Source organism: Mycobacterium sp. (assembly GCF_032162605.1).
GTDB lineage: Bacteria > Actinomycetota > Actinomycetes > Mycobacteriales > Mycobacteriaceae > Mycobacterium.
In genome coordinates this window covers 1-22999 of the sequence record NZ_JAVROT010000043.1, presented here as the reverse complement: position 1 = coordinate 22999, position 22999 = coordinate 1, and the positions used below count along the sequence as shown (strand labels likewise).

General features: G+C 65.8%; 25 protein-coding genes and 1 pseudogene. 15 read left to right on the top strand and 11 right to left on the bottom strand.

The annotated features are described in order from the left end of the window. Positions 1 to 381: pseudogene (locus QOI01_RS02380) on the bottom strand (acyl-CoA dehydrogenase family protein); the annotation flags it as partial. A gap of 270 nt (positions 382 to 651) precedes the next feature. Between QOI01_RS02380 and QOI01_RS02375 the strand changes: the two are divergent. Next, positions 652 to 1626 (top strand): alpha/beta hydrolase, encoded by a 975-nt coding sequence (locus tag QOI01_RS02375; protein ID WP_526378239.1) that lies wholly within the window; start codon positions 652 to 654, stop codon positions 1624 to 1626. A gap of 9 nt (positions 1627 to 1635) precedes the next feature. On the opposite strand, the gene QOI01_RS02370 is transcribed toward QOI01_RS02375, so the two are convergent. Genes QOI01_RS02370 through QOI01_RS02360 form a run of 3 tightly spaced genes read right to left on the bottom strand, consistent with a single transcriptional unit; the run spans position 1636 to position 3164 of the window. Next, a complete protein-coding gene (locus QOI01_RS02370) occupies positions 1636 to 2136 on the bottom strand; it encodes a chromate transporter (RefSeq protein ID WP_526378237.1) in 501 nt (166 codons plus the stop codon). Then, the gene (locus QOI01_RS02365) at positions 2126 to 2746 is read right to left on the bottom strand and encodes a chromate transporter (protein WP_526378235.1); all 621 of its coding nucleotides are present in this window, start codon (positions 2744 to 2746) and stop codon (positions 2126 to 2128) included. Before QOI01_RS02365 ends, QOI01_RS02370 begins: the two co-directional genes overlap by 11 nt. Positions 2747 to 2768: 22 nt before the next feature. Next, on the bottom strand, positions 2769 to 3164 hold the full coding sequence (locus tag QOI01_RS02360) for a VOC family protein (RefSeq protein WP_526378233.1): 396 nt from the start codon (positions 3162 to 3164) through the stop codon (positions 2769 to 2771). 134 nt (positions 3165 to 3298) lie between these two features. Between QOI01_RS02360 and QOI01_RS02355 the strand changes: the two genes are divergently transcribed. From QOI01_RS02355 to QOI01_RS02335, 5 genes are all read left to right on the top strand, one after another. Then, complete coding sequence (locus QOI01_RS02355; protein WP_526378231.1) at positions 3299 to 4078, top strand: IclR family transcriptional regulator; 780 nt, start codon at positions 3299 to 3301, stop codon at positions 4076 to 4078. Between the two features lie 126 nt (positions 4079 to 4204). Beyond that, on the top strand, positions 4205 to 4711 hold the full coding sequence (locus tag QOI01_RS02350) for a tripartite tricarboxylate transporter TctB family protein (protein WP_526378229.1): 507 nt from the start codon (positions 4205 to 4207) through the stop codon (positions 4709 to 4711). Between the two features lie 28 nt (positions 4712 to 4739). Next, positions 4740 to 6347 carry a tripartite tricarboxylate transporter permease gene (locus tag QOI01_RS02345; protein WP_526378227.1) on the top strand — a complete coding sequence of 536 codons (1608 nt, stop codon included), beginning with the start codon at positions 4740 to 4742 and terminating at the stop codon, positions 6345 to 6347. Further along, positions 6344 to 7345: a tripartite tricarboxylate transporter substrate binding protein gene (locus tag QOI01_RS02340; protein ID WP_526378225.1), complete on the top strand. Its 1002-nt coding sequence runs from the start codon at positions 6344 to 6346 to the stop codon at positions 7343 to 7345. The genes QOI01_RS02345 and QOI01_RS02340 overlap by 4 nt, the downstream gene beginning before the upstream one ends. Then, positions 7342 to 8709, top strand: coding sequence for an MmgE/PrpD family protein (locus tag QOI01_RS02335; RefSeq protein WP_526378223.1), 1368 nt, complete (start codon positions 7342 to 7344; stop codon positions 8707 to 8709). The genes QOI01_RS02340 and QOI01_RS02335 overlap by 4 nt, the downstream gene beginning before the upstream one ends. Before the next feature lie 10 nt (positions 8710 to 8719). Here QOI01_RS02335 and QOI01_RS02330 read toward each other — a convergent pair whose 3' ends face one another. The 5 genes from QOI01_RS02330 to hisN form a co-directional block, all read right to left on the bottom strand. Then, positions 8720 to 9718, bottom strand: coding sequence for an acrylyl-CoA reductase family protein (locus QOI01_RS02330; RefSeq protein WP_526378221.1), 999 nt, complete (start codon positions 9716 to 9718; stop codon positions 8720 to 8722). 36 nt (positions 9719 to 9754) lie between these two features. Next, positions 9755 to 10963, bottom strand: a complete 1209-nt coding sequence (locus QOI01_RS02325) for an acyl-CoA dehydrogenase family protein (RefSeq protein WP_526378219.1) — start codon at positions 10961 to 10963, stop codon at positions 9755 to 9757. A gap of 49 nt (positions 10964 to 11012) precedes the next feature. Beyond that, positions 11013 to 12407, bottom strand: a complete 1395-nt coding sequence (locus tag QOI01_RS02320; RefSeq protein WP_526378217.1) for an acyl-CoA dehydrogenase family protein — start codon at positions 12405 to 12407, stop codon at positions 11013 to 11015. Positions 12408 to 12489: 82 nt separating this feature from the next. Next, on the bottom strand, positions 12490 to 12654 hold the full coding sequence (locus QOI01_RS02315) for a hypothetical protein (protein WP_526378215.1): 165 nt from the start codon (positions 12652 to 12654) through the stop codon (positions 12490 to 12492). Positions 12655 to 12722: 68 nt separating this feature from the next. Then, a complete protein-coding gene (hisN, locus tag QOI01_RS02310; RefSeq protein ID WP_526378213.1) occupies positions 12723 to 13505 on the bottom strand; it encodes a histidinol-phosphatase in 783 nt (260 codons plus the stop codon). A gap of 24 nt (positions 13506 to 13529) precedes the next feature. On the opposite strand from hisN, the gene QOI01_RS02305 reads away from it, so the two are divergent. Beyond that, a complete protein-coding gene (locus QOI01_RS02305) occupies positions 13530 to 13913 on the top strand; it encodes a hypothetical protein (RefSeq protein ID WP_526378211.1) in 384 nt (127 codons plus the stop codon). Here the strand turns inward: QOI01_RS02305 and QOI01_RS02300 are convergent. Further along, complete coding sequence (locus tag QOI01_RS02300) at positions 13910 to 15190, bottom strand: DUF222 domain-containing protein (protein WP_526378209.1); 1281 nt, start codon at positions 15188 to 15190, stop codon at positions 13910 to 13912. The genes QOI01_RS02305 and QOI01_RS02300 overlap by 4 nt on opposite strands. 34 nt (positions 15191 to 15224) lie before the next feature. Here QOI01_RS02300 and QOI01_RS02295 point away from each other — a divergent pair, with 34 nt between their 5' ends. Next, complete coding sequence (locus QOI01_RS02295) at positions 15225 to 15629, top strand: PPOX class F420-dependent oxidoreductase (protein WP_526378207.1); 405 nt, start codon at positions 15225 to 15227, stop codon at positions 15627 to 15629. A 55-nt stretch (positions 15630 to 15684) separates the two neighbouring features. Here QOI01_RS02295 and QOI01_RS02290 read toward each other — a convergent pair whose 3' ends face one another. Beyond that, the gene (locus QOI01_RS02290; protein WP_526378205.1) at positions 15685 to 17055 is read right to left on the bottom strand and encodes an FAD-dependent oxidoreductase; all 1371 of its coding nucleotides are present in this window, start codon (positions 17053 to 17055) and stop codon (positions 15685 to 15687) included. A 121-nt stretch (positions 17056 to 17176) separates the two neighbouring features. Here QOI01_RS02290 and prfB point away from each other — a divergent pair, with 121 nt between their 5' ends. The 7 genes from prfB to QOI01_RS02255 are packed head-to-tail and all read left to right on the top strand — an operon-like array spanning position 17177 to position 22765. Next, a complete protein-coding gene (prfB, locus tag QOI01_RS02285; RefSeq protein ID WP_526378203.1) occupies positions 17177 to 18292 on the top strand; it encodes a peptide chain release factor 2 in 1116 nt (371 codons plus the stop codon). Continuing rightward, positions 18282 to 19256: a mechanosensitive ion channel family protein gene (locus QOI01_RS02280; protein WP_526378201.1), complete on the top strand. Its 975-nt coding sequence runs from the start codon at positions 18282 to 18284 to the stop codon at positions 19254 to 19256. The genes prfB and QOI01_RS02280 overlap by 11 nt, the downstream gene beginning before the upstream one ends. Beyond that, positions 19253 to 19780: an Rv3103c family proline-rich protein gene (locus tag QOI01_RS02275; RefSeq protein WP_526378199.1), complete on the top strand. Its 528-nt coding sequence runs from the start codon at positions 19253 to 19255 to the stop codon at positions 19778 to 19780. Before QOI01_RS02280 ends, QOI01_RS02275 begins: the two co-directional genes overlap by 4 nt. A 41-nt stretch (positions 19781 to 19821) precedes the next feature. Next, positions 19822 to 20511 carry a cell division ATP-binding protein FtsE gene (ftsE, locus tag QOI01_RS02270; protein ID WP_526378241.1) on the top strand — a complete coding sequence of 230 codons (690 nt, stop codon included), beginning with the start codon at positions 19822 to 19824 and terminating at the stop codon, positions 20509 to 20511. Then, positions 20512 to 21405: a permease-like cell division protein FtsX gene (gene ftsX / locus QOI01_RS02265; RefSeq protein WP_526378197.1), complete on the top strand. Its 894-nt coding sequence runs from the start codon at positions 20512 to 20514 to the stop codon at positions 21403 to 21405. 2 nt (positions 21406 to 21407) lie between these two features. Next, positions 21408 to 21908 carry an SsrA-binding protein SmpB gene (gene smpB, locus QOI01_RS02260; RefSeq protein ID WP_526378195.1) on the top strand — a complete coding sequence of 167 codons (501 nt, stop codon included), beginning with the start codon at positions 21408 to 21410 and terminating at the stop codon, positions 21906 to 21908. A gap of 8 nt (positions 21909 to 21916) precedes the next feature. Then, complete coding sequence (locus QOI01_RS02255) at positions 21917 to 22765, top strand: EamA family transporter (RefSeq protein ID WP_526378193.1); 849 nt, start codon at positions 21917 to 21919, stop codon at positions 22763 to 22765. The last annotated feature ends 234 nt before the right edge of the window (positions 22766 to 22999 follow it).

The window sequence follows — 22999 nt, the reverse complement described above, 5'->3', positions numbered from 1 at the left end:
CGATGGTGCGGACGGTGTCTGCCAGCAGTCCGCGCAATGCCCGCAGCCGCACCCGCGCCTCGCCGAGATGGGCCTGGGCGATGGGTTCGTCCCTCTGCATCACGCCCTCATGGGCCAGCACCCGTTCGGCCAATCGCTCCGCGTACAGCTCACTCACGCGCTCGGCGCTGCCAAGCGCCGGCATCGCCGCCAGCAAGGCCAGGGCGGGGACCATCGGCCAGCGGTAGGTCGACGAGTCGTGCAGGCTCGCGCCCGGCGCGGTGCCGCCGTAGACATCGATGACCCTCACCAGCCGGTGTTCGGGTACGAACGCCTCGGTCACCACCACGTCGTTGGAGCCCGTGGCCGCATCCCGTCGGTGTGCCAGACGTCTTCGACGGTTGCCGGCGGTGCTGCGGGAACTCGCCACGAGCAGCAGCCTACGGCTCCGAAAGCCCGCACGACTGACGGTCGCGTCAGCCCTCGCAACGGCGGCCGGGTTGGCCCGTGACGCTGGCCGCGTGTTTTACTGCCTCCTACAGGTTATTACTCAGGTCCTCCTGCGATGTGGGCGGGCGCGGCTGACGGAGATGATCCCGATGCCGCATGGGCGATCCCAGATCGCAGCGGAGTGGGCGACTTACCCGTAACAGGAACTGGACGGATTCGTAGATGTTGTTTGACGGAACACTCGGGCGCTTTGCGCGCCGACTGCTGGGCGTGACCGCGGCTCTGATGCTGCTGCCGGGAATGATCGGCGTCTTCGGCGGTGGCGCGACTGCCGGAGCGTTCTCGCGCCCCGGCCTGCCGGTGGAGTACCTGGAGGTTCCGTCTGCGGGCATGGGGCACGACATCAAGGTGCAGTTCCAGAGCGGCGGCGCCAACTCACCCGCCGTGTACCTGCTCGACGGACTGCGTGCCCAGGATGACTTCAACGGCTGGGACATCAACACCCCGGCGTTCGAGTGGTACGACGGCTCCGGCCTGTCGATCGTGATGCCCGTCGGCGGTCAGTCCAGCTTCTACTCCGACTGGTATTCGCCGGCGTGCGGCAAGAGCGGCTGCCAGACCTACAAGTGGGAGACGTTCCTGACCCAGGAGCTGCCCGCGTATCTGGCCTCCGAGAAGCAGGTTAAGTCCACCGGCAGCGCCGCGGTCGGGCTGTCGATGGCCGGCTCGGCGTCGATGACCCTGGCGATCTACCACCCGGAACAGTTCATCTACGCGGCATCGCTGTCGGGTTTCTTGAACCCCTCCGAGGGGTCATGGCCGTTCCTGATCAACGTGTCGATGGGTGACGCGGGCGGCTTCAAGGCGAATGACATGTGGGGCCCAACGGAAGACCCGAATAGCGCCTGGAAGCGCAACGACCCGATGGTGAACATCCAGCAGCTGGTCAACAACAACACCCGCCTCTGGGTCTACTGTGGCAGCGGCACCCCCAGCGAGCTGGGCGGCAACAACATGCCCGCCAAGTTCCTCGAGGGCCTGACCCTCCGCACCAACAAGACGTTCCAGGACAACTACATCGCCGCAGGCGGCAAGAACGGCGTCTTCAACTTCCCGGACACCGGCACGCACGACTGGCCGTACTGGGGTGCGCAGTTGCAGCAGATGAAGCCCGACCTGATCAGCCACCTGCTCTGAGGCCGACGCTCACCACCTGATCCCGACGGCGATCGCGGCCAGCACGCCGATGAGCGGGGGCACCCGAACGAGCAGCATCAGGGTGCCCGCGACCATCACCGAGATCGCCAACGGGCCGGTGGCGGCCTGCTTGACCAGAGTCCAGTCGGTGACGGCGAGCAGCGCCACGACCGCGAGGGCGAGTGATCGCAGCATCGCACGGAAGCGCGGCAGGTGGATCAATCGTTGCTTGGCCCGCTGCACCGCGAGGACGAGGAACGGCGGCACGACGACGGCGGCGCAGGCGACCAGGCTGCCCGTGATGCCGCCGATGAAGTAGCTGGCTGCGATCAGATAGAGGCCGTTGGGTCCGGGGCTGATGTTCCCGACCGCAAGGGACGGCAGCACGACGGCGTCCGGCGATACCCCGTTGGACGACAGCTGACTCTCGAGCACCGGCAGCGAACCGAGCCCGCCGAAGCTGAACAAGCTGGCGACCAGGATGACGACGAAGAGGTGGCTAAGCGGCATCTGCATCTCCCGGGTCGCCCCCGTCGTCGGTGTCCGTCGACACGAAGAGGGCGGGGAACAGCAGCCCGGCGGCCACGGCCGCCAGCAGCATCCAGACGGGGTTGGGCACCAAGGCGCCCAACGCGACGTAGCCGAGGAAGCCGACGGGTCCACGCCAGTGCCGATCCACTACGAGCGTGTCCTTGAGGAGCAGAAGGGCCAGCGCGACCGCAAAGCCGGCGGCGACGGCTGCGACCATGTCCAGCGGACCCGCCGACCAGGACTCGTCCTTGACCAGGACGTAGAGGCGCGCCAGCAGGATTGTAATGGTGATCGAGGGCAGCAACATTCCGACGAGGCCGGCGAGGGCGCCCCGCAGCCCGTCGACCTTCTTGCCGATCAGGATCACCTGGGCGAGGATCGTGATTCCCGGGGTGACCCTGCTCAGGACGACGGTCTCGAGAAATTCGTCTTCGGTCAGCCACTGCTTGCGCAGCGCGAGCTGGCGCATCGCGACGATGGTGGCGCTCCCGCCACCGAACGCCGTCCCACCGATGCGCAGCATGCCAAGGAGGACCTGAAACCAGGTGTGGCCGGAGCGATCTGCTGATTCAGCATCCGCTCCGGCCACCGGTTGTGCTCGCTCTCTGGGTCTAGTACTTCCAGCTGCGGTCGGGGGTGGCGACGTCGATCTCGACACCATCGAGATCCTTGAACTTGAAGAATCGCGGCGGCCACTGTTCCTTGTCCTCGCCGTAGATCTCGATGCCGTAGCCCTTGAGTGCCTCGGCGGCGTGTGCGGTGTCCTCGATTTCGACACCGATGTGGTTGGGGCCCAGGGTGCCCTGCGTCCACACCGACGTCTCCACCCGCTCGTCGGGGCACAGAAGTGAATAGTTCACTTCGCCGTCGGACAGGTCGAGCGCCTTTCCTGGGTAGTGGCCCGGCGTCCTGACGTCGCCAAGGCGTTTGAAACCGAACACCTTCTCGTAGAACTCGGCCGACCGTTCCAGATCTTCTGTCACGATCCCCAGATGGCGGATCCGCATCTTTCCTCCTGAGGCTTCTGCTAGTCAGACGGTCTGTCTGCAATACAGAAGCTAGATGGGGCTGCGTCGAGAAGTCAAGACCCATCCGGCAGTTTCGCTGGACAAATTTCCACTGTGCCGACAACATGTCTGTTATGCAGACATATCCAGTGTCGGAGGACGGCGCTCAACCGGCTTATCCGATCACGTCCGTGGACAACGCCCTTCGTCTGATCCGGCTGTTCAACGACCGCGACACCCTGCGCCTGACGGATGCCTGCAGTTATCTGGGCGTGGCGCATTCCACGGCCCATCGACTGCTGGCCATGCTGATCCACCACGGATTCGTTCAGCAGGATCCGCAGTCACGGACATATCGGCCAGGTCCGACGCTGCTGGAGATCGGTCTCTCGGTCGTCGAGAAGAGCGACTTCCGTAGCAGGGCAAGACCTCTGCTGGTCGATCTCGCCGACCAGTTCAACGAGACGGTGCACCTCATGACGCTCGAGGGCACGAAGGTCCGTTACGTGGACGCGGTCGAGAGCACCAGGGCGTTGCGCGTCGCCCCGCGCACCGGCAGCCTGCTGCCCGCGCACTGCACGTCAGGTGGCAAGGCGCTGCTTGCCGAACTAACCGACGAACGCATTCGGGCGATGTACGCCGACCCGGCGTCGATCGTGCCGCAGACCGACCGCTCGGTGTCCTCGGTGCCGTTGCTGATCGCCGCGCTGGAGGAAGTGCGCGCCAACCGGTATGCGACGAACTACGAGGAGAGCGAGGAAGGCGTCGGGTCGGTGGCGATAGCGGTGCGCGACGGCAGCGGAAGGGCGCTGGCCGCAGTGGCGGTCGCCGTCCCCACCACGCGGCTCAGTCAGGAGAGGCGCCGCGAGATCGCCTCGGTTCTGATCGAGCGGGCGGACGAGCTACGGCTCTAGGCCGCCGCTGGATGTCTGCTCTAAAGAAATTGTCCACAGAGGCTTGACCTCAAGTCCCCGCCCAGAGTTACATACGTCACATAGCTTCTGTAATGCAGACACAATGTCTGTCTGAAAGAAAAACGAATGGGCGGTGTGCCGCGGATGCGTCGGATGGACTTCTACACGGGTCTGGTGACCGCAGTGGTTGGCGCGGCAGCAACCTGGGATGCCAGGGATCTGTCGATGTTCGGCGACCACAGTGTGCCGGGCCCCGGGTTCTTCCCGAAGATTCTGGCCGGCCTGCTGATCGTGCTCGGTCTGCTGCTGGCCGCCATCGCCGTGCGCGAAGGCTCGGAGGAACCCGAGGCCGACGGTGCTGTCGAGGCCGGTCGCGACGAACCCGGCGCTGCCCGGCGGATGCTGCGGCCGGTGGGAGTGCTGATCGTGTTCGGCGTGATCGCCCCGCTGGTCGCCATCATCGGCTACATCCCGGCGATGGTGCTGCTGGTGCTGGTGATCCTCTACGGCATCGAGCGCCGCCGCGACTTCCGCAGCCTGCTGGCGGCGGTGCTCATCCCGGTGGCGACCTACGTCCTGTTCGCACACTTCTTCGCCATTCCGCTGCCCTCCGGCCCGCTGCTCCCCGCCTGACCGTCACCGTCGGTGAAAGGATGTCGTCTTGAACGCGCTTGAAAGCCTCGTCGACGGGCTCGGCACGGCCCTGACCCCGATGAACGTGATGTGGGTGCTGATCGGTGTCACTCTCGGCACCATCGTGGGAATCCTTCCTGGACTTGGAAATCCGGCGGCCGTACTGGCGGTGCTGTTGCCGTTGACCCTCAAGCTGCCACCCACCACCGGGCTGATCATGATGGCGGGCCTGTACCACGGCGCCAAGTTCGCGGGTTCGACGACCGCGATCCTGTTGAACATTCCCACCGAGACCTCGTCGGTGGTGCTCTGCTACGACGGGCACCAGCTCGCACGGAAGGGCCGCGCCGGGCCCGCCATGGGGATGTCGGCGATCTCCGGCTTCGTCGCGAGCACCGTCGGCGTCATCGCCCTGACCTTCCTGGCTCCGATCATCGCCAAGTTCGCGGTGGCCTTCGGCCCGCCAGAGTTCGCGTGCCTGATGGTCTTCGGGCTGCTACTCGTCATCACCGTCACGGGAAAGTCGCCCATCAAGGGCTTCATCTCGATGGCGCTGGGACTTCTGATCTCCACGGTCGGCGTCGACTTGTTCAGCGGCACGGAGCGTTTCACCTTCGGCAACATCAATCTCTTCGATGGGGTCGAGTTCCTGGTGCTGACCCTTGGCATGTTCGCCGTCGCCGAAGTGCTGATGAACGTCGAGGAACAACGGGGCAAGTCACTGCTCGCCATCCCCAAGGGAATCCGAAACCTCCTGCCCACCAAGCAGGATCTCAAGGACTGCCGCGGTGCCATCGCCCAGGGGTCCGTCACCGGCTTCCTGGTCGGGGCGGTGCCAGGGGGCGGCTCAACGATCGCCTCGTTCGTCTCCTACACGCTGCAGAAGAACATCTCTAAGCATCCCGAGAAGTTCGGCAAGGGCACCATGGAGGGCGTCGCAGCGCCGGAGGCGGCCAACAACTCCGAAGTCGGCGGGGCAATGGTCCCGCTGCTGTCGCTCGGCCTTCCGGGCAGTGCCAGCACGTCGGTGATGCTCGCCGCCCTGCTGCTGTTCGGAATCCAGCCGGGGCCAAGACTTTTCGAGACCAACCCCGAGATCGTCTGGCCGGTGATCGCGAGCCTGTATCTGGGCAACGTCGCGCTCCTGGTGCTCAACCTTCCGATGATCCCGCTCTGGGTTCGGCTCCTGAAGATCCCGTACTGGGTGCTCTACCCGGCGATCCTGGTGCTCGCGGTCGTCGGCGCCTACAGCGTGCGGGGCTCGATGTTCGACATCTACATGCTGATCTTCTTCAGCGCCCTTGGCTATGCATTCCGCAAACTCTCGATCCCGCCGACCCCGCTGCTGATGGCGTTCGTCCTCGGTCCGCAGGCGGAGAACGCAATACGCCAGTCGCTGATCCTGTCCGACAACAGTCTCCTGATCTTCGTGCAGCGGCCGATTTCGGCCATCGTGCTCGGGCTCGCAGTGATCGTCGTCGTGCTCGCGATCCTCAGTCGGCGCCGCGGTAATCGGCTGCCCACCAAGGACAGCGTGTTGCCCGACCTGGAGCTGGACGACGTGACCGCACCCGAGCCCAACCAGTCCGATCCAGCCCTGATCAAGAGTGTCGAAACCCGAGAGGTGAACCAATGAACACCACCATCAAGCGCCTGGGTGTCCTGGCAGCGAGCGTGGCCGTCGCGGTTGGAACCGCGGCCTGCGGCGCCTCGACCACCACCGCGGCCGGCGGGACGCCGAACAACGTTCAGTTCATCGTGGACACGGGACCCGGTGGTGGCAGCGATCTGTTCGCGCGCCAACTCATCAAGATCGCCCGCGACAATCAGATCTTGAAGGACAACTGGCCCGTCATGGCGAAGCCCGAAGGCGGTGGGCTCGGCGCGATGGCCTTCCTCAAGGGCAAGCCAGGCGACTCCAACTTCATCTCGGCGTTCACGTCGAAGTGGATCATCGGCGGCCTTGCCGCGGCATCGGCCCCCGCAGTCCTGACCGACTTGACCCCCATCGTGATGCTGGCGGACGAGATACAGGTCATCGCGGCGCCAGCCGATGCTCCCTTCAACACCATGGCCGAGTTCCTCGCTGCCGCCAAGAAGAATCCCGGTGAGATGGTGCAGACCGGTGGATCGCCGAACTCAGTGGACAACCTCGTCGCGCTGGAGATCGAGAAGAACTCCGACGCGAAGTGGAAGTACCTGTCCTTCGACGATGGCGCGCCGCGCATCACGGCGATGCTGCGCGGTGACGCCCAGATCGACATCGGCGCCATTCCGGACTTCGCCGACCAGATCGATGCAGGCAAATTGAAGCTGATCGGCGTCTTCTCCGACAAGCGGGTGCCCGACTTCCCGAACGTCCCGACGATCGCCGAGCAAAAGATCGATCTTGGCGAGTTCCCGGCACATCTGCAGTTCCGCGGGATCGCCGGGGCGCCGAAGATGTCGGGCCAGGCCGTCAAGTTCTATCAGGACTTCTTCCAGAAGGTCGCCGCCACGGACGCGTGGAAGCAGTATCTGCGCGGCGAGGGTCTGAATCCGGAGTTCGTCGTCGGTGATGAGTTACACAAGCAGATAAGCGATTTCACCGACGCGGCCAAGCCGCTCGTGGCGAGCATGGTCCACAACGGATGACCGACCTGCAAGACGAGCCGACCAAGACCCGTTCCTTGGCCGACTTCGCGTCCTCGGTCACACTGCCGGGCCTGCCGCCCGAGGTGGTGCACGGTGCCAAGAGGGCGCTCGTCGACTGGCTGGCCGCGGTGCTGGCCGGGTCGGTGGAACCGGCCGCGGCGAAGTTGCGGGACGTGATCGCCGCCGTCGCGTCGGAACCGGTGGCCACCATCATCGGCTCCGGCCAGTGCACCAGCGGTCCGTTCGCTGCGCTGGCCAATGGATACTCGTCGCACGCAATGGATTTCGACGACGTCTTCAACCCGCCGGAGACCACCATCCACCTCGGCTCTTGTGTGTGGCCCACGGTGCTGGCGATCGCCGAGATGCGGCCGCTGTCCGGTGCGCAGGCGTTGGCGGGTTACGTGGCCGGTTTCGAGGTCGGCGCCCGGGTGGCGCGGGCCGCCGGGATCACCCACTTCGAGAGTGGATGGCAGGTGACGGGTACCGCCGGTCACCTTGCGTCAGCCGCGGCGGGCGCGCGAGCACTCGGACTCGGCGGCGCCGCAACGGCCAACGCGCTGGGCATGGCAGCCGCCCAGGCGTCGGGCATTCGCGAGGTCTACGGCAGCGACGCCAAGGCGCTGCAGCCCGGCCGGGCTGCGATGGACGGAGTCCTCAACGCACTGATGGCAGAGCGTGGCATGACGGCCAGGGACACCGCCATCGAGGGGGAGCGCGGCTTACTCGCGGTCATCTCGCGCGCGCCGGAACCCGCGATCCTGGTGGAGTCACTCGGCGAGGTGTGGTCGGTGCTGTCGAACGGGCACAAGCTGTACCCGAACGCATCGCTGCTTCATCCCGCGATCGACGCCGCCCTCGAATTGACCAAGGACCCGCGGTTCGCGATCGACGCGGTGAAGTCCGTCGAGGTGCGGATGCTGCCGTTCGCCGCATCGGTGACGGGGCTGGTGCACCCCGCTCCGGGGTCGGCAGCGCGGTTCAGCGCCGCCCACTGCGTGGCATTCGCGTTGCATGCGGGCTATCTAGGGCTGGACAGTTTCTCGGCGGTCGCCGTCAACGACCCTGACGTCGCGCGGCTGCGCGGGTTGGTGACGGTCCGCGCCGACGACACCGTCGGCAAGCGGGGCGCGCGCATCAGCATCACGCTGAATGACGGCACCGTGCTCGACCGCGAGGTGCTCGCCAACCGCGGCACACCAGGAAACCCGCTGTCCGACGACGATTTGAATGCCAAGCTGCGCTCAATCGCAGTACCGCGTCTCGGCGTCCATGCGGCCAACGAGCTGCTGGCCGAATGCTGGGACTGGGACCTAGTGGCCAGGGCCAGCGATGTGCTGCGGCCGTTCCGTCACCTGGACTGATCCCCGCGCGTCAGAACCCGCCCGCCACCCTCACCACGGCGCGACCAGAGAACTTGCCTGCCCGCACCCGATCGATGACGCCGACCACGTCCTTCACGTCGACGTCATGGGTGATCTGCGAAAGTCGTTGCGGCTTCAGTGAACCACCCAGCAGCGCCCACAGTTCGCGTCGAGGGCCGATGCGCATCAGCACCGAGTCCATGCCGAGCAGAGCAACGCCGCGGAGGATGAACGGCATCACCGTGGTGTTGAGCGTCGGACCGCCGGTCAGTCCGCTGGCGGCCACCGCACCGCCATACGACACGGTACTGAGCACGTCGGCGAGGGTCGCGCCGCCGACGCAGTCCACCGCGCCTGCCCAGCGAGTCTTGCCAAGCGCCCGCGGCTTGGCGTCGGGATCGGTGGGAAGTCGGGGGATGACCTCAGTGGCGCCGAGTGCCTTCAATCCGTCGCCCGCGTCCGGCTTTCCCGTGGACGCGACCACCTCGTAGCCCGCCGCCGACAGCAGGTCGACACTTACCGAACCGACGCCGCCGGTCGCCCCCGTCACCACGATGGGACCGTCCTGCGGGTTGATTCCACGGCCGATCAGCGCCTGCACGCTCATCGCGGCGGTGAAACCCGCGGTGCCGATCGCGGCGCCTTCATACGGGCTCAGCGAACCGAGGGCCACGACTTCGTCGGCGGGCACCCTGGCGTAATGCGCGTAACCGCCATGCCGTCCGGTGCCGATTTCATACCCGTGTGCCAGCACGGAGTCGCCGACGTCGAACTGATCCGACGTCGAGGCCACCACCTCGCCGGTCAGGTCGATACCCGGCACGATCGGATAGTCGCGTACCACCCCGCCCTTGGGGGTGAGCGCCAGTGCGTCCTTGAAGTTGACGCTGGAGTAGGCCACCCGGATCGTCACCTCACCGGGCGGCAGATCCGATTCCGACAGTGTCTCCACCGTCGCGTTGATGCGATCACCGTCTTGCCGCGCGACCAGCGCCTGAAAGTCGTCCATGACCCCGACGGTATCTCCTAGCATCCAGCTGGACTGCTACTTCAGCTCAGCCGACGACAACCCGAGCAGCCGACGCGCGACCACCAGCTGCTGGATCTGCTGGGTACCCTCGAAGATGTCGAGGATCTTCGAATCCCGCGCCCACTTCTCCAACAGCAGCTCTTCGGAATAGCCAGTGGTCCCGGCCAATTCGACGGTCTTGAGGGTGATGTCGCTGGCCACCCGCGCCGCCTTGGCCTTGCCCATCGACGCCTCTTTCGAGTTGGGGATGTTGTTGTCGGCCTGCCACGCCGACCGCAGTGTCAGCAGGTAGCCGGACTCCCAGTCTGCCTCCATGCGCAGGAACTCCGAGGCGGCGGCATGCTGCACCTGCGCCGGCTTGTCGTAGGAGACCTGCACTCCGGCGTCGGTGAGGATCTGGCGAAGCTCCTCGAGCGCTGCTCGCGCGATGCCAACGGCCATCGCCGCCACGATGGGCCGGGTGTTGTCGAACGTCTCCATGACGCCGGCAAAGCCATTGTCCACGTTGATCTCCGGGCTGCCGAGCAGGTAGTCCTTCGGGATCCGGACGTTGTCGAAGCGGATGACTGCGGTGTCGGATGCCTTGATGCCCAGCTTGTGCTCGAGGCGCTCGACGGTGACACCGGGGTGCTCGCGCGGCACGATGAACGACTTGATGGCGGCGCGGCCCTTGGTCTTGTCGAGCGTTGCCCAGACCACGATGTGGCTGGCCCGGGACCCGGCGGTGACGAAGATCTTCTCGCCGTTGATCACGTACTCGTCGCCGTCGAGTTTCGCCGTCGTCGACACGGCCGCCGAGTCGGAGCCGAAGCTGGGCTCGGTGATGGCCATTGCCGCCCAGACCTTCCCGAGTCGTGCAAGCTGCTCATCGGTGGCCACCCCGGAGACCGCGGCGTTGCCGAGTCCCTGGAAGGGCACCGACAGTAGGAGTGCGACGTCGCCCCAGCTGATCTCGAGGGCATTGACGAGCGCGGACATGTTGGCGCCGTTGACGTTCCCCTTCGGCCCTTCGACACCGCGAAATGCGTCGGTTCCGGCGAACGAGATGATGTTGGCCGCCGTCATGCCCTCGAACAGGTCGGCGAGCGTATCCAACTCGATGGGGTAGGCGTGCTCGGCGAGGTCGTACTTGCGCGAGATCGGCCGCAACATCTCCGCGGCGGCGTCGTGGGCCATGTCGATGACGGCCTGCAGCTTCTTCGGCATTTCCAGATTTATTGCCATGACTGGGTTTTCCGTTCCTGGTCTGGTGTTTCGGCCGTTGGGGGACGACTTAGAGGACGACCACGCCCTCGGCGACGCCGAGTGCACGCAGGTCGCGGTACCAGCGTTCGACGGGGTGTTCCTTGGTGAAGCCGTGGCCGCCGAGCAGCTGGACGCCGTCCAGGCCGATCTGCATGCCCTTGTCGGTGGCGATCCGCTTGGCCAGCGATGCTTCGCGGGCGAACGGCAGGCCCTGCTCGGCGCGGGAGGCACCACGCCAGGTGATCAGTCGGAGCCCGTCGAGTTCGATGGCGATGTTGGCGCACATGAAGGCCACCGCTTGGCGGCGGGCGACGGGCTCGCCGAACGCCTCGCGTTCCTTGACGTATGGGATGACGTAGTCGAGCATCGCGTGAGACGTGCCGACTGCCAGTGCGGCCCAACCCAATCGGGAGAGCGCGATGGCCTCCGAGTAGTCCTGGGCGTAGTCGCCGTCTCCTGCCCCGCCCTCACCAAGGCGGTTGTGCAGCGGTACCGCAACATTGTCCAGCTCGACGCGGCCGAGTGCCGCGGCGCGGATGCCCATGCTCGGGTCCGCCTTGACGGTGAGTCCCTCGGAGCCGGACTCGACGATGAACAACGCCGGCTTGCCGTTGAGCTGGGCGGCGATGACGAACAGCTCGGCGTCCGCGGCCGCAGGCACCAGGGACTTGACGCCCGTGAGTCGGTAACCGCTCGGCGTGCGGACGGCAGTCGTCTTCAGCGCGGTCGGGTCGAACAGGGCATGCGGCTCGGCGATGGCGACGCACGCCTGCGGGACGTTGTCGCCTGCGAACTCGCGAAGGTAGGTGGCCTGCTGGTCGGCGCTACCCCAGTGGGTCAATGCGGACGCGACGCCGCCGGGGGCAAGGATCGGCAACGCGAGTCCCATGTCGCCGTAGGCGAGAGCCTCGGCGACGAGCGCGTTGGTCACGGTGCTGCGGTGGGCCGCGATCCCGTCGAAGTCCTCGGGGATGTTGATCGCGGTGACGCCGATCTCGGTGGCCTTGCCGACTAGGTCGACGGGGTAGGTCGCGTCGGCGTCGGCGTCGTGGGCGGCGGGGCGCAGGAGCTCCTCGGCGAATTCGGCGACCGTCTCGACGATCATCTTCTGCTCGTCGTCAGGGGTCAGATCGAAGTAGTCCGCGCCGCTCGGCTTGAGACGGGTCGGTGGCTTCCCGATGCCTTGGACCCTCTTGAACTGGCGGGTCGATGCGCCGAGCGCTGAGAACGTCGTCTTGACGCCGTAGCGCAGGCTGCGGTTTAGCGGATCCCGGAGGCCGTGCTTGTCCAGGAACTCCTGACCCAGCAGCGGTGTGATCAGCGCCAACCCAATGGCGGTCGGCGAGCGCTTGTGCTTCTGCAGGCCTATCGCGCTCTCGCGCGCACGGCTCTGCTCGTGGCCGTTGGTGGACGGCAGGGTCATGTTCGCAGCCTGGTGTCGTTCGGGCAGTGCTTCATGACCGCATCTTACTCCGAAGTAAGATAAGGACGCTCTGTAATCAACGTCACGGAGCCGGCGGTACGTCCAATCCGTCGTCCCCGGTCGAGCCCGACACGGACACCGGAACGAACGGCACGGTGATGCGAGGGTCCGCGACCGCAGAAGGAGCGACGAGTGCGGCGCCCATTCCGGCCAACGCTGCGGCTGCGAGGATCGTTGACTTCTTCATGCGGACGACGCTAGTTGATTGGGCCGGCAGGGAATCGGGGGTTTCCCTAAACTTTTCGTGCCGTAGCCCTACGTGAGCGAGAGCCTGCCGAGTACCTCTTCGTGCAGTAGTCCGTTGGTGGCGACCGCGCTTCCGCCATGGGGCCCCGGTGAGCCGCCGAAGTTCGAGAACCGACCGCCGGCTTCGCGGACCAGGACGTCGAGCGGCGCCAGATCCCACAGTTTGACCTCGGGCTCGGCAACGATGTCGACGGCGCCTTCGGCAAGCAGACAGTAGGACCAGAAGTCGCCGTAGCCGCGCACCCGCCACACTGCGTCGGTGAGCTCGACGAAGCGTGCGCGGCGCTCCTCCCAGCCGGTGGTGAGGTCGGAGAACGACAGACTGGCCGAGTCCAGCGAGGCGACGCCCGACACCGAAATGCGCCGACTAACTCCACGGAACGACGTGTACGCACCTTCGCCGGTGCCTGCCCACCACCGCCGACCCAGTGCGGGCGCACTGACCACGCCGACGACTGGTACGCCGTCGTCGAGGAGCGCGATGAGCGTCGACCAGACGGGCACGCCCCTGACGAAGTTCTTGGTGCCGTCGATCGGGTCGAGCACCCACTGCCGTCCTTCGAAAACTGCGGTGCCGCCGAACTCTTCGCCCAACACCGCATCATCGCGCCGATGGGTCGCAAGTAGGCCGCGAAGCAGCTTCTCCGCAGATTCGTCGGCATCCGTCACCGGCGTGAGATCGGGTTTCGTCTCGATCCGTAGGTCCAGCGCACCGAACCGATCCAGGGTCAACGCATCGGCCTGATCGGCCATCTGGAGTGCGAGGCCGATGTCATCCGCGAGGGTGGTCATGGCAGCAGTCCTACCATGGGGGGCGTGTTGGAATTCGCTGTGCTCTTGGTGTTGGTCGGTGGCATCGTTCTCCTGGTGGGGCCTCGCATCATGCGGGCACGCCGCGGTGGCAGCACCGCGGGAGGGGGCGGCATCGGGGGCAACATGGCCCACGGCACACTTCTGGTCACCGGCGTCAGCGCCGGACCCGATTCCGATGGTTCGCAGAACGTGACCATCACCGGGGTCATCAACGGGCCGACCGTCCGCGAACACGAGGTCTACACCCGGATGGTCATGGGCGTCGGCACTTCGCCGACGATGGGTCAGCTGATTCCGGTCGTCTACTCCCCGAAGAATCCCGACAAGTGGGGCTTCGCGCCGAACCCGCCGCCCGAGGCGCCAGCGTCGGCCACCGAGCTCTATTAGGCGGCGAACTTCGCGATCTCGATGCCGATGTGGACTTCCATCTCGCTGAGATCGACGACGACGAGGCCCGGCAGCGGTGGGGCCGCGCTGTGGTGCCTTGCGCCCGTGGGTGTGATGAATTCGGCAGTGTGACGACTGTTTTCGTCGCAGGCAGCAGTCACCGTCCAGCCGGGAGCCTCCTTGGAGTAGTTGCACCGTTCGCACTCGCCGAGCCCGTTGACCGCCGAGGTCGGTCCGCTCCGATGATGCGCGGTGGCGTGGTCGTGGTGGCGGATCGGCGCGTCGCAGTAGGGGGTGCGACAGGTGTCGTCGCGCAGGTCGATGAACCGTGCGAGTCCCTTGGGAAACAGTCGGGAGCGCGACTCCATCGCCACCAAGGCGCCGCTGCGGGGATGCCTGTAGAGCCGCCGCAACGTCGCCCGAGAGCGAGCGTCGTGCGCCGCGGTACCGACGAGGCGCCGCGCCACCGCGGCGGGGATGGGGCCATAGCCGGCCAACCGCGCCGGAACCGTGCTGCCCGCAAGCAAGCTCTCGTCGGTCACCACGAGGTTCACCGCTACTGGCACCGGCACCTCGGCGGGCCGTCCAGTCACCCGCTCGACGAGCGTGTCGGCCATGATTTGCCCTCGCCCGCGTCCGTCGCCGCAGGTGTCGGCGGCTCGCTTGAGCGCCGCGTAGACCGACACCCCCTGCGTCATCGGCAAGAACGCCGTCACATACGTCATGGTGTCCGGCGCAGGCCGGATGGTGACGGTACGTGCGGTTTCGGCGCGCACGGCCCGGTCGACGACTGCGTGCGGGTCGAGTCGGTAGGCAATGGCCTTGGCCGCCGCGGCGATGCGGGCATCACCCAGACCATCCAACCCACCTGTGTCCGAACACATCTCGGCGTCCAGCGCGCGGCGGTCCTCGAGGTCCAGGCACGCCGATTCCCGCACGATCAACGTGGCCCGCCACTCCGAGAGTGCACCGGCCTCCAGCGCGGCCAGCGTGTGCGGCATCTCGTTCACCAACGTCTTCGCGAACCCCAGGTGACGACCGCCCCGCACAGGGGAGTCGCGCCGCGCCAACGCGACTTCGCTGGCCACTCCTCGCCCCCGCTTCGCCGCGGGCATCCCGGCATCGGCCTCCCTGGCCCGACGGACCAGGTCCAACGCCGCTGCGGCGCGGGCCTGACCCGCGGCGGCTGCCGACTTCATCCGCTCCAGCGCCGCAATGCGCTCCACCAACGCCGCCTCACCGAGGCCGGACTCAATGGACGCCAATTCATCGAACATGCGTTCGACTCTACGTCGGGTGTATGACAGGCCCATGCCACAACCACTGCCCCAGGGCCTGCTCGATCTTCTGCGTCTACCCAGCCCGTGTTTCATTGCCACCCTGATGCCGGACGGATCTCCGCAGCTGACCCAAACCTGGGTCACCACCGACGGCCAGAACGTCGTCGTCAACATCGTCGGCGGCCATCAGAAGGCCAGAAACGTCGCCCGCGACGCCCGCGTGGCCGTCAACGTCGCCGACCCGGACAACGTCAACCGCTACTACGCCGTGCGTGGGCGCGTGGTCTCCATGTCGAGCGACGGCGCCGCGGAGAGCATCGACGAGATCTCGCAGAAGTACCTCGGCATGCCGTATCCGAACTTCACTGGCAAGCCGGAGACACGGGTGCTGATCACCATCGAGGCCGACTCGGTGCTGGAGCCGGTAAGGGACTGATCAGCCGTGTCTGATGGGCTGACTTCTCACCGGCTCGTGCCTCGCGGGATCGTCGTCAGCCGTGGCCGATCCGCAGGAGGTCAGCCACGCTGGTGAGCTTCACCCGGGGTCTGCCGTGCGGCTGGCCTGCCGACCGTTCGTGGTCGTCGATCAACTTCCAGTGGTCGTCGGTGACCAGCTTCGGCTGCCGCGACAACAACCACTCGACCACGTCCTCGGTGTGCTCGGAGTCCCTTCCATCCACCTCGCGCAGATCGGCCAACAAGGTGTTGACGGTTTCCTGCGAGTCCTTCTTGTTGCTACCGATGACGCCCGACGGCCCGCGCTTGATCCAGCCGACGACGTAGGAGTTACGGCTGCCGTCGATGCGGCCCGAGGTGTGCGGAATGGTTCCCGACCGCTCGTCGAACGGCAGGCCCGGCGTCGGCACGCCCCGGTACCCGACCGCGCGGACGACGAGTTGCGCGGGGAGTTCCTCGCGTGCCCCGGTGTCCTTGGCCACCAGCCGGCCTCCGTCGTTCACCAGCTCGTTGTGACCGAGCACGATCGACGAAACCCGACCGTCGCCCTTGATCTCGATGGGCGAGGTGTGGAACCGGAAGACGATGCGGCGCTTGGCTCCTCGCGGACCGCGCTCCGCGTACCCACGCAGCGCCTTGACGTTCAGCTTGACGGTCTTGCCCGCCGCCTCGAGGTCCTCGTCGGTGACGTCCGCGAAGTCGTCGGGATCGACGATCACGTCGACGTCGGCCATCGCCTCCAGGTCGCCGAGTTCACGCAACTCCAGCGTGGTGAACGTCGCCTGAAGGGGACCACGGCGACCGATGACCACGACTTCCTCCACGCCTCGAGCGTGCAGCGAATCCAAGGCATGGTCAGCGATGTCGGTGTTGGCCAGGACGTCCGGATCGCTGACGAGGATGCGTGCCACGTCGAGCGCCACGTTGCCATTGCCAATCACAACTGCGCGAGGGCTGGTTAAATCCGGCGTCATCTCCCCGAAGTGCGGGTGGGCGTTGTACCAGCCGACGAAGTCCACGGCGGCGACGCTGCCAGGCAACTCCTCGCCGGGGATGCCGAGCGGTCGGTCCGATTGGGCGCCGACGGCGTAGATCACCGCGTCGTAGCGCTCGGCCAGTTCCGCCGGATGAACGTGTTCACCCACGCGGATGTTGCCGAAGAAACGGAAGCGCGCGTCGTTGCCGGTTTTCTCGAACTGGGCGCTGATGGTCTTGATCTTCGGATGATCGGGCGCGACGCCGGAGCGCACCAGACCCCACGGGGTCGGCAACATCTCCAACATGTCGACGCGCACGTCTCTGGGCTCGTCGGAGCCGACCGTGGAGTCCGCGAACTTCAGTAGCGATGCCGCGGCGAAGTAGCCGGACGGGCCGGAACCGACGATCGCCACGCTGTATGGGCGCATGGATGAGCCTTCCAAGAGGAAGCAGACGCTGCCCGGCGAAGCGCAATGGGCTGTCGCGACATCACCGGGCGGTTACCAAGCCGATGCTAGACCCGCCCAACGGTCGGTAACCTGATGTCCCGTGGATCCCGACAGACAAGAAGACATCGCTGCGCTCGACACCACTCTGACGACGGTGGAGCGGGTGCTCGATGTCGAAGGTCTGAAGGATCGCATCAAGAACCTGGAAGAGGCGGCGTCGGATCCGAAGCTCTGGGACGACCAGACGCGTGCCCAAAAGGTGACCAGCGAGCTGTCGCACACCCAGAGCGAGCTGCGTCGCGTGGAGGAGTTGCGGCAACGGCTCGAAGACCTGCCCGTGATGTACGAGCTCGCGGCGGAGGAGGAAGGGGCCAGCAGCACCGAGGCCCTGGCCGACGCCGACGCCGAGCTGGGCAAGCTGCGCGAGGACATCGAGGCGATGGAGGTGCGCACCCTTCTCTCCGGTGAGTACGACGAACGCGAGGCCGTCGTGACCATCCGGTCCGGCGCGGGGGGGGTGGACGCGGCCGACTGGGCGGAGATGCTCATGCGGATGTACATCCGCTGGGCGGAGAAGCACAACTACGGCGTCGAGGTGTTCGACACGTCCTACGCAGAAGAGGCGGGCATCAAGAGTGCGACGTTCGCGGTGCACGCCCCGTACGCGTACGGGACGCTGTCGGTCGAGCAGGGCACCCACCGGCTGGTGCGGATCAGCCCGTTCGACAACCAGAGCAGACGCCAGACCTCCTTCGCGGACGTCGAGGTGCTGCCGGTCGTGGACACCGCCGACCACATCGAAGTTCCAGACGGTGACGTGCGCGTCGACGTCTACCGCTCCAGCGGGCCCGGCGGGCAGTCGGTCAACACCACCGACTCGGCGGTTCGACTGACGCACATCCCCAGCGGTATCGTCGTGACTTGCCAAAACGAGAAGTCGCAGTTGCAGAACAAGGTTTCGGCGATGCGGGTTCTCCAGGCAAAATTGTTGGAACGCAAACGTTTAGAAGAACGTGCTGAGATGGACGCCCTCAAGGGCGACGGCGGCAGTTCGTGGGGCAACCAGATGCGCTCCTATGTGCTGCACCCGTACCAGATGGTCAAGGACTTGCGTAACGACTACGAAGTCGGCAATCCGGCGGCGGTACTCGACGGCGACATAGATGGATTCCTGGAGGCGGGGATCCGTTGGCGCAATAGGAAAGATGACGACTAACACGACGTATGTAGCCATCTCGATGACGCAACGCTGGCACGACTTCTGGCGGGGCGGAATCGGCGAGTGGATCATCACGCGGGGGCTGAAGATCACCCTGTTGATCATCTTTGCGGTGCTGGCCGCCCGGTTCATCAGCTGGTCCGCGCAGAAGATCACCCGTCGCATCGATGCAGACTTCCGGGAAACCGATCAGCTGGTGCGTACGGAGAGCGCCAAGCATCAGCAGGCGGTCGCATCGGTGATCTCCTGGGTGTCGATCGCGGTGCTCTTCGTGGTCGTCGCGGTGGACATCACGGATGTGCTGGCCATTCCGGTCGGATCGCTGGTCGCACCCGCCGCCGTGCTGGGCGCGGCGCTGGGCTTCGGTGCGCAGCGCGTGGTTCAGGACCTGCTGTCGGGCTTCTTCATCATCACCGAGAAGCAGTACGGCTTCGGTGACCTGGTTGCCCTCACCGTCGCCGGCATCGCCGCCCCTGCCGAGGGCACGGTGGAAGACGTCACCCTGCGCATCACCAAGCTGCGGTCCACCGAGGGGGAGGTATTCACCATCCCCAACGGCCAGATCGTCAAGACGATGAACCTGTCCAAGGACTGGGCCAGGGCGGTGATCGACATCCCGGTGCCGACCAGCGCCGACCTCACTCGGGTCGACGACCTTCTGCACAGCGTCAGCGACAAGGCAATGCAGGACGACAGTCTGCGAAAGCTGCTGTTGGACGCGCCGCAGGTGATGGGCGTGGAGAGCATCGAACTCGACACCGTGAACTTGCGCATGGTCGCGCGGACACTGCCGGGCAAGCAGTTCGAGGTAGGCCGCCGGCTCCGCCTGCTGGTGATCGCCAAGCTGATCCGGGCCGGAATCGTCACCTCTGGTGATACCGGTCCCGTGGTGAACACGATCCCGAGTCCGGCCACCGTCAAGCCGCCCGTGGAACAGCAGAACGCGGAAGACCGGCCATGAGTTTCTGGAACTGGGTCACCCGCAAGCGTGCCGACCATGGATGGCCGGGTTACATCATCAACGGGCGGATTCGCACCTCGACGGCCGGTCTGATCCTGGCGTTCTTCGTGATCGCGTGGCTGCACAGCACCTACCAGCCGCCCGCGCCGACACCCGCAGCCCCGGAGACCGCCCAGGTCGTGCCGCCAGGCTTCATGCCCGATCCCGAGTACACCTGGGTACCCCGCACGAACGTGGAGACGCGGCCGAGAACTACGACCCCGAGCACGACCACGCCGACGACCACCACGACCACCACCGAGCCCTCGCCGACGGAGACCACCAGCTCCACGGACACGACGAGTGCGACGACGACATCCGACACCGCGCCGACGAACGTCATCGATCCGGACGGCGCAGGGCCGCTGCCGCCGATTACGTTGCCACCGGGCCTGCCCGTGCCGAACCGGTCGGGCACGACGACGACCACGACGGTCCTTCCGGGAGAGGTACCAGCGCCGACGGCGCTCCCGCCGCCCGGGTAGTCCGGAGCGCCGTCTGCGTCCGGCTACACTGGCGAGCCGTGATGATCACCCTCGACCACGTGAGCAAGCAGTACAAATCCTCGGCACGGCCAGCTCTGGACAACGTCTCGCTCAAGATCGATAAGGGTGAGTTCGTCTTCCTGATTGGACCGTCCGGTTCGGGCAAGTCGACGTTCATGCGATTGCTGCTCGCGGAGGACACTCCCACACACGGCGACATCCAGGTGTCGAAGTTCCACGTGAACAAACTGGCAAACCGTCACATCCCCGGTCTCCGACAGGTGCTCGGGTGCGTGTTCCAGGACTTCCGCCTGTTGCAGCAGAAGACGGTCTTCGAGAACATCGCGTTCGCGCTCGAGGTCATCGGCAAGCGCTCGGACGTCATCAACCGAGTGGTGCCCGACGTCCTGGAGATGGTGGGGCTTTCGGGCAAGGCCAACCGGCTGCCCACCGAGCTCTCCGGCGGTGAGCAGCAGCGTGTCGCCATCGCCCGTGCCTTCGTGAACCGGCCGCTGGTGCTGTTGGCCGACGAACCGACCGGAAACCTGGATCCGGAAACCAGCAAGGACATCATGGATCTGCTCGAGCGGATCAACCGCACCGGAACGACGGTGCTGATGGCCACTCACGACCACCACATCGTCGACTCGATGCGCCAACGCGTGATCGAACTCGAGCTTGGCCGCCTGATCCGCGACGAGCAGCGCGGTGTCTACGGAATGGACCGCTAAGTGCGCTTCGGCTTTCTCGTCAACGAGGTCCTCACCGGACTTCGCCGCAACGTCACCATGACGGTCGCCATGATCTTGACGACCGCCATCTCGATCGGTTTGTTCGGTGGTGGTCTGCTGGTGGTCCGCCTCGCCGACAGTTCGCGCAACATCTATCTGGACCGCGTCGAGAGCCAGGTGTTCCTGACCAACGACATCTCGGCCAACGATCCGACCTGCGACGCGGACCCGTGCAAGACGCTGCGCAAGCAGATCGAGGACCGCGACGACGTCAAGTCAGTTCGGTTCCTCAACCAGCAGGACGCCTACGACGACGCAATCAAGAAGTTCCCGCAATACAAAGACGTTGCCGGCAAGGATGCGTTTCCTGCATCATTCGTCGTGAAGCTCGACAATCCCGAGCAGCACAAGGACTTCGACGACGCGTTGAAGACCCAGCCCGGTGTTCTCAACGTGCTGAACCAGAAGGATCTGATCGACCGGCTCTTCGCGGTGCTCGACGGATTGAGCGCCGCGGCGTTCGCCGTGGCACTGGTCCAGGCCGTCGGCGCGATCCTGTTGATAGCCAACATGGTTCAAGTCGCGGCTTACACACGAAGAACGGAGGTGGGCATCATGCGATTGGTGGGCGCAAGCCGCTGGTATACGCAGCTGCCCTTCCTCGTCGAGGCCATGCTGGCCGCGTTCATCGGTGTGGTGATATCGATCGTCGGCCTGATTCTGGTGCGCGCAGTATTCCTCGAGAAGGCGCTCAACCAGTTCTATCAAGCGAATCTGATCGCCAGGATCGACTACGCCGACATCCTCTACATCGCGCCGATCCTGCTCTTCGTGGGTGTGGCGATGGCAGGCGCCACGGGTTACGTCACATTGCGCCTCTACGTACGGCGTTAGCGGTGGCGAAGAAGTCGGCCGCGGAGGTCAAGAAGAACCGCAACAACCAGATCGTGGCCACCAATCGCAGGGCGCGGCACAACTATGCGATCCTCGAGACGTTCGAGGCCGGGGTGGCTCTGATGGGCACCGAGGTGAAGAGCCTGCGCGACGGTCAGGCGTCGTTGGCCGACGCGTTCGCCACCGTCGACGACGGCGAGATCTGGCTGCGCAACGTGCACATCCCGGAGTATCACCACGGCAGCTGGACCAACCACGCGCCGCGGCGCAATCGAAAGCTGCTGATGCACCGAAGCCAGATCGACACGCTGATAGGCAAGGTCCGCGACGGCAATCTGTCGCTGGTGCCGCTATCGCTGTACTTCACCGAGGGCAAGGTCAAGGTGGAGCTGGCGCTGGCCCGCGGCAAGCAGGCGCATGACAAGCGCCAGGACATTGCCAAACGCGATGCGGCACGTGAGGTGACCCGGGAGCTCGGCAGGCGCTCCAAGGGCATGACCTGATCGGGTCCTTGGAGGGTCCGGCCTTCGCGCTGCTCTCCGCAGTCGGCTACGGGGTGAGCGACTTCGTCGGGGGTCTGGCGTCGCGCAGGGTGGCTGCCCTGCGGGTGGTGCTGGTGTCCTATCCGGTGGCGATGGTCCTGTTGACCGTGATCGCCCTGTTCGTCGGCGGCCACGTGTCGCCTGCCGCGGTGCTGTGGGGTGGCCTGTGCGGCATCAGCCAGGCGTTCGGCGTGTGGTGGTTCTACGCCGCCCTCGGGGCTGGCCCCATTTCGGTGGTGTCGCCGCTGACGGCCGTGCTCGTCGCGGGTGTTCCGGTCGGCGTCGGCCTGGTGTTGGGGGAGCGGCCCACGGCAGTCGCCGTCGTCGGCATCGTGTTGGCGTTGGTCGCGGTGCTGCTCGTCTCAAGGGAGGTTCGGGACGACGATCCGGCGCGACAGCACCGTTTCACGGCCAAGGTCGCCTGGCTGACCGTCGGCTCGGGTCTGGCGTTCGGGATGAACTTCGTCATGATCGCGCAGGCGCCCGTCGAGGCCAACGTCTGGCCGCTGGTCTTCGCGCGGATCTCGGCCAGTGCCGTCGTCGTCCTCATCGCGCTGATCACTCGAAACTTCACCGCGCCGAATGGCACACCGCTGCGCCTGGCTCTCGCCGCGGGAGTTATCGACACGATCGCCAATGTGGCGATGCTGTTGGCATTGCACGTATCGCTGCTGTCGTTGGCCGGTGTGTTGATGTCGCTGTACCCAGCTGCGACGGTGGTGCTCGCGTTGGTGGTGCTCAAGGAGAAGGTGACGCGCTGGCAGGCCGCCGGCATGGTGTTGGCCCTGGCGGCGGTGGCCCTGATCGCCGGAGGGTAGTGCGTACCCGATCACGTGAACGGCGGCCGATTCGCGTCCGTGACCGGACCGGGACTAACTAATCGGTGGCCGTTGTCGTATACGTGAGTAGAATCGACCTTCCTGCTGAAGTTCGGCAGGGGTGCGAGGGGCTGAACGGTTTCGACTTCGCGCATCGAATCAAGGGAAGCGTGCCGGTGCAGGCAAATGACCACCGTAAGCGTCGTTGCAACCAATTAAGCGCCGATTCCAATC

Excerpts from the sequence above, each read along its gene's own strand:
- QOI01_RS02375 (WP_526378239.1), top strand. The coding sequence starts at position 652 with ATGTTGTTTGACGGAACACTCGGGCGCTTTGCGCGCCGACTGCTGGGC.
- QOI01_RS02370 (WP_526378237.1), bottom strand. The coding sequence starts at position 2,136 with ATGCCGCTTAGCCACCTCTTCGTCGTCATCCTGGTCGCCAGCTTGTTC.
- QOI01_RS02360 (WP_526378233.1), bottom strand. The coding sequence starts at position 3,164 with ATGCGGATCCGCCATCTGGGGATCGTGACAGAAGATCTGGAACGGTCG.
- QOI01_RS02355 (WP_526378231.1), top strand. The coding sequence starts at position 3,299 with ATGCAGACATATCCAGTGTCGGAGGACGGCGCTCAACCGGCTTATCCG.
- QOI01_RS02350 (WP_526378229.1), top strand. The coding sequence starts at position 4,205 with ATGGGCGGTGTGCCGCGGATGCGTCGGATGGACTTCTACACGGGTCTG.
- QOI01_RS02340 (WP_526378225.1), top strand. The coding sequence starts at position 6,344 with ATGAACACCACCATCAAGCGCCTGGGTGTCCTGGCAGCGAGCGTGGCC.
- QOI01_RS02335 (WP_526378223.1), top strand. The coding sequence starts at position 7,342 with ATGACCGACCTGCAAGACGAGCCGACCAAGACCCGTTCCTTGGCCGAC.
- QOI01_RS02330 (WP_526378221.1), bottom strand. The coding sequence starts at position 9,718 with ATGGACGACTTTCAGGCGCTGGTCGCGCGGCAAGACGGTGATCGCATC.
- QOI01_RS02325 (WP_526378219.1), bottom strand. The coding sequence starts at position 10,963 with ATGGCAATAAATCTGGAAATGCCGAAGAAGCTGCAGGCCGTCATCGAC.
- QOI01_RS02320 (WP_526378217.1), bottom strand. The coding sequence starts at position 12,407 with ATGACCCTGCCGTCCACCAACGGCCACGAGCAGAGCCGTGCGCGCGAG.
- QOI01_RS02315 (WP_526378215.1), bottom strand. The coding sequence starts at position 12,654 with ATGAAGAAGTCAACGATCCTCGCAGCCGCAGCGTTGGCCGGAATGGGC.
- hisN (WP_526378213.1), bottom strand. The coding sequence starts at position 13,505 with ATGACCACCCTCGCGGATGACATCGGCCTCGCACTCCAGATGGCCGAT.
- QOI01_RS02300 (WP_526378209.1), bottom strand. The coding sequence starts at position 15,190 with ATGTTCGATGAATTGGCGTCCATTGAGTCCGGCCTCGGTGAGGCGGCG.
- QOI01_RS02295 (WP_526378207.1), top strand. The coding sequence starts at position 15,225 with ATGCCACAACCACTGCCCCAGGGCCTGCTCGATCTTCTGCGTCTACCC.
- QOI01_RS02290 (WP_526378205.1), bottom strand. The coding sequence starts at position 17,055 with ATGCGCCCATACAGCGTGGCGATCGTCGGTTCCGGCCCGTCCGGCTAC.
- QOI01_RS02280 (WP_526378201.1), top strand. The coding sequence starts at position 18,282 with ATGACGACTAACACGACGTATGTAGCCATCTCGATGACGCAACGCTGG.
- QOI01_RS02275 (WP_526378199.1), top strand. The coding sequence starts at position 19,253 with ATGAGTTTCTGGAACTGGGTCACCCGCAAGCGTGCCGACCATGGATGG.
- ftsE (WP_526378241.1), top strand. The coding sequence starts at position 19,822 with ATGATCACCCTCGACCACGTGAGCAAGCAGTACAAATCCTCGGCACGG.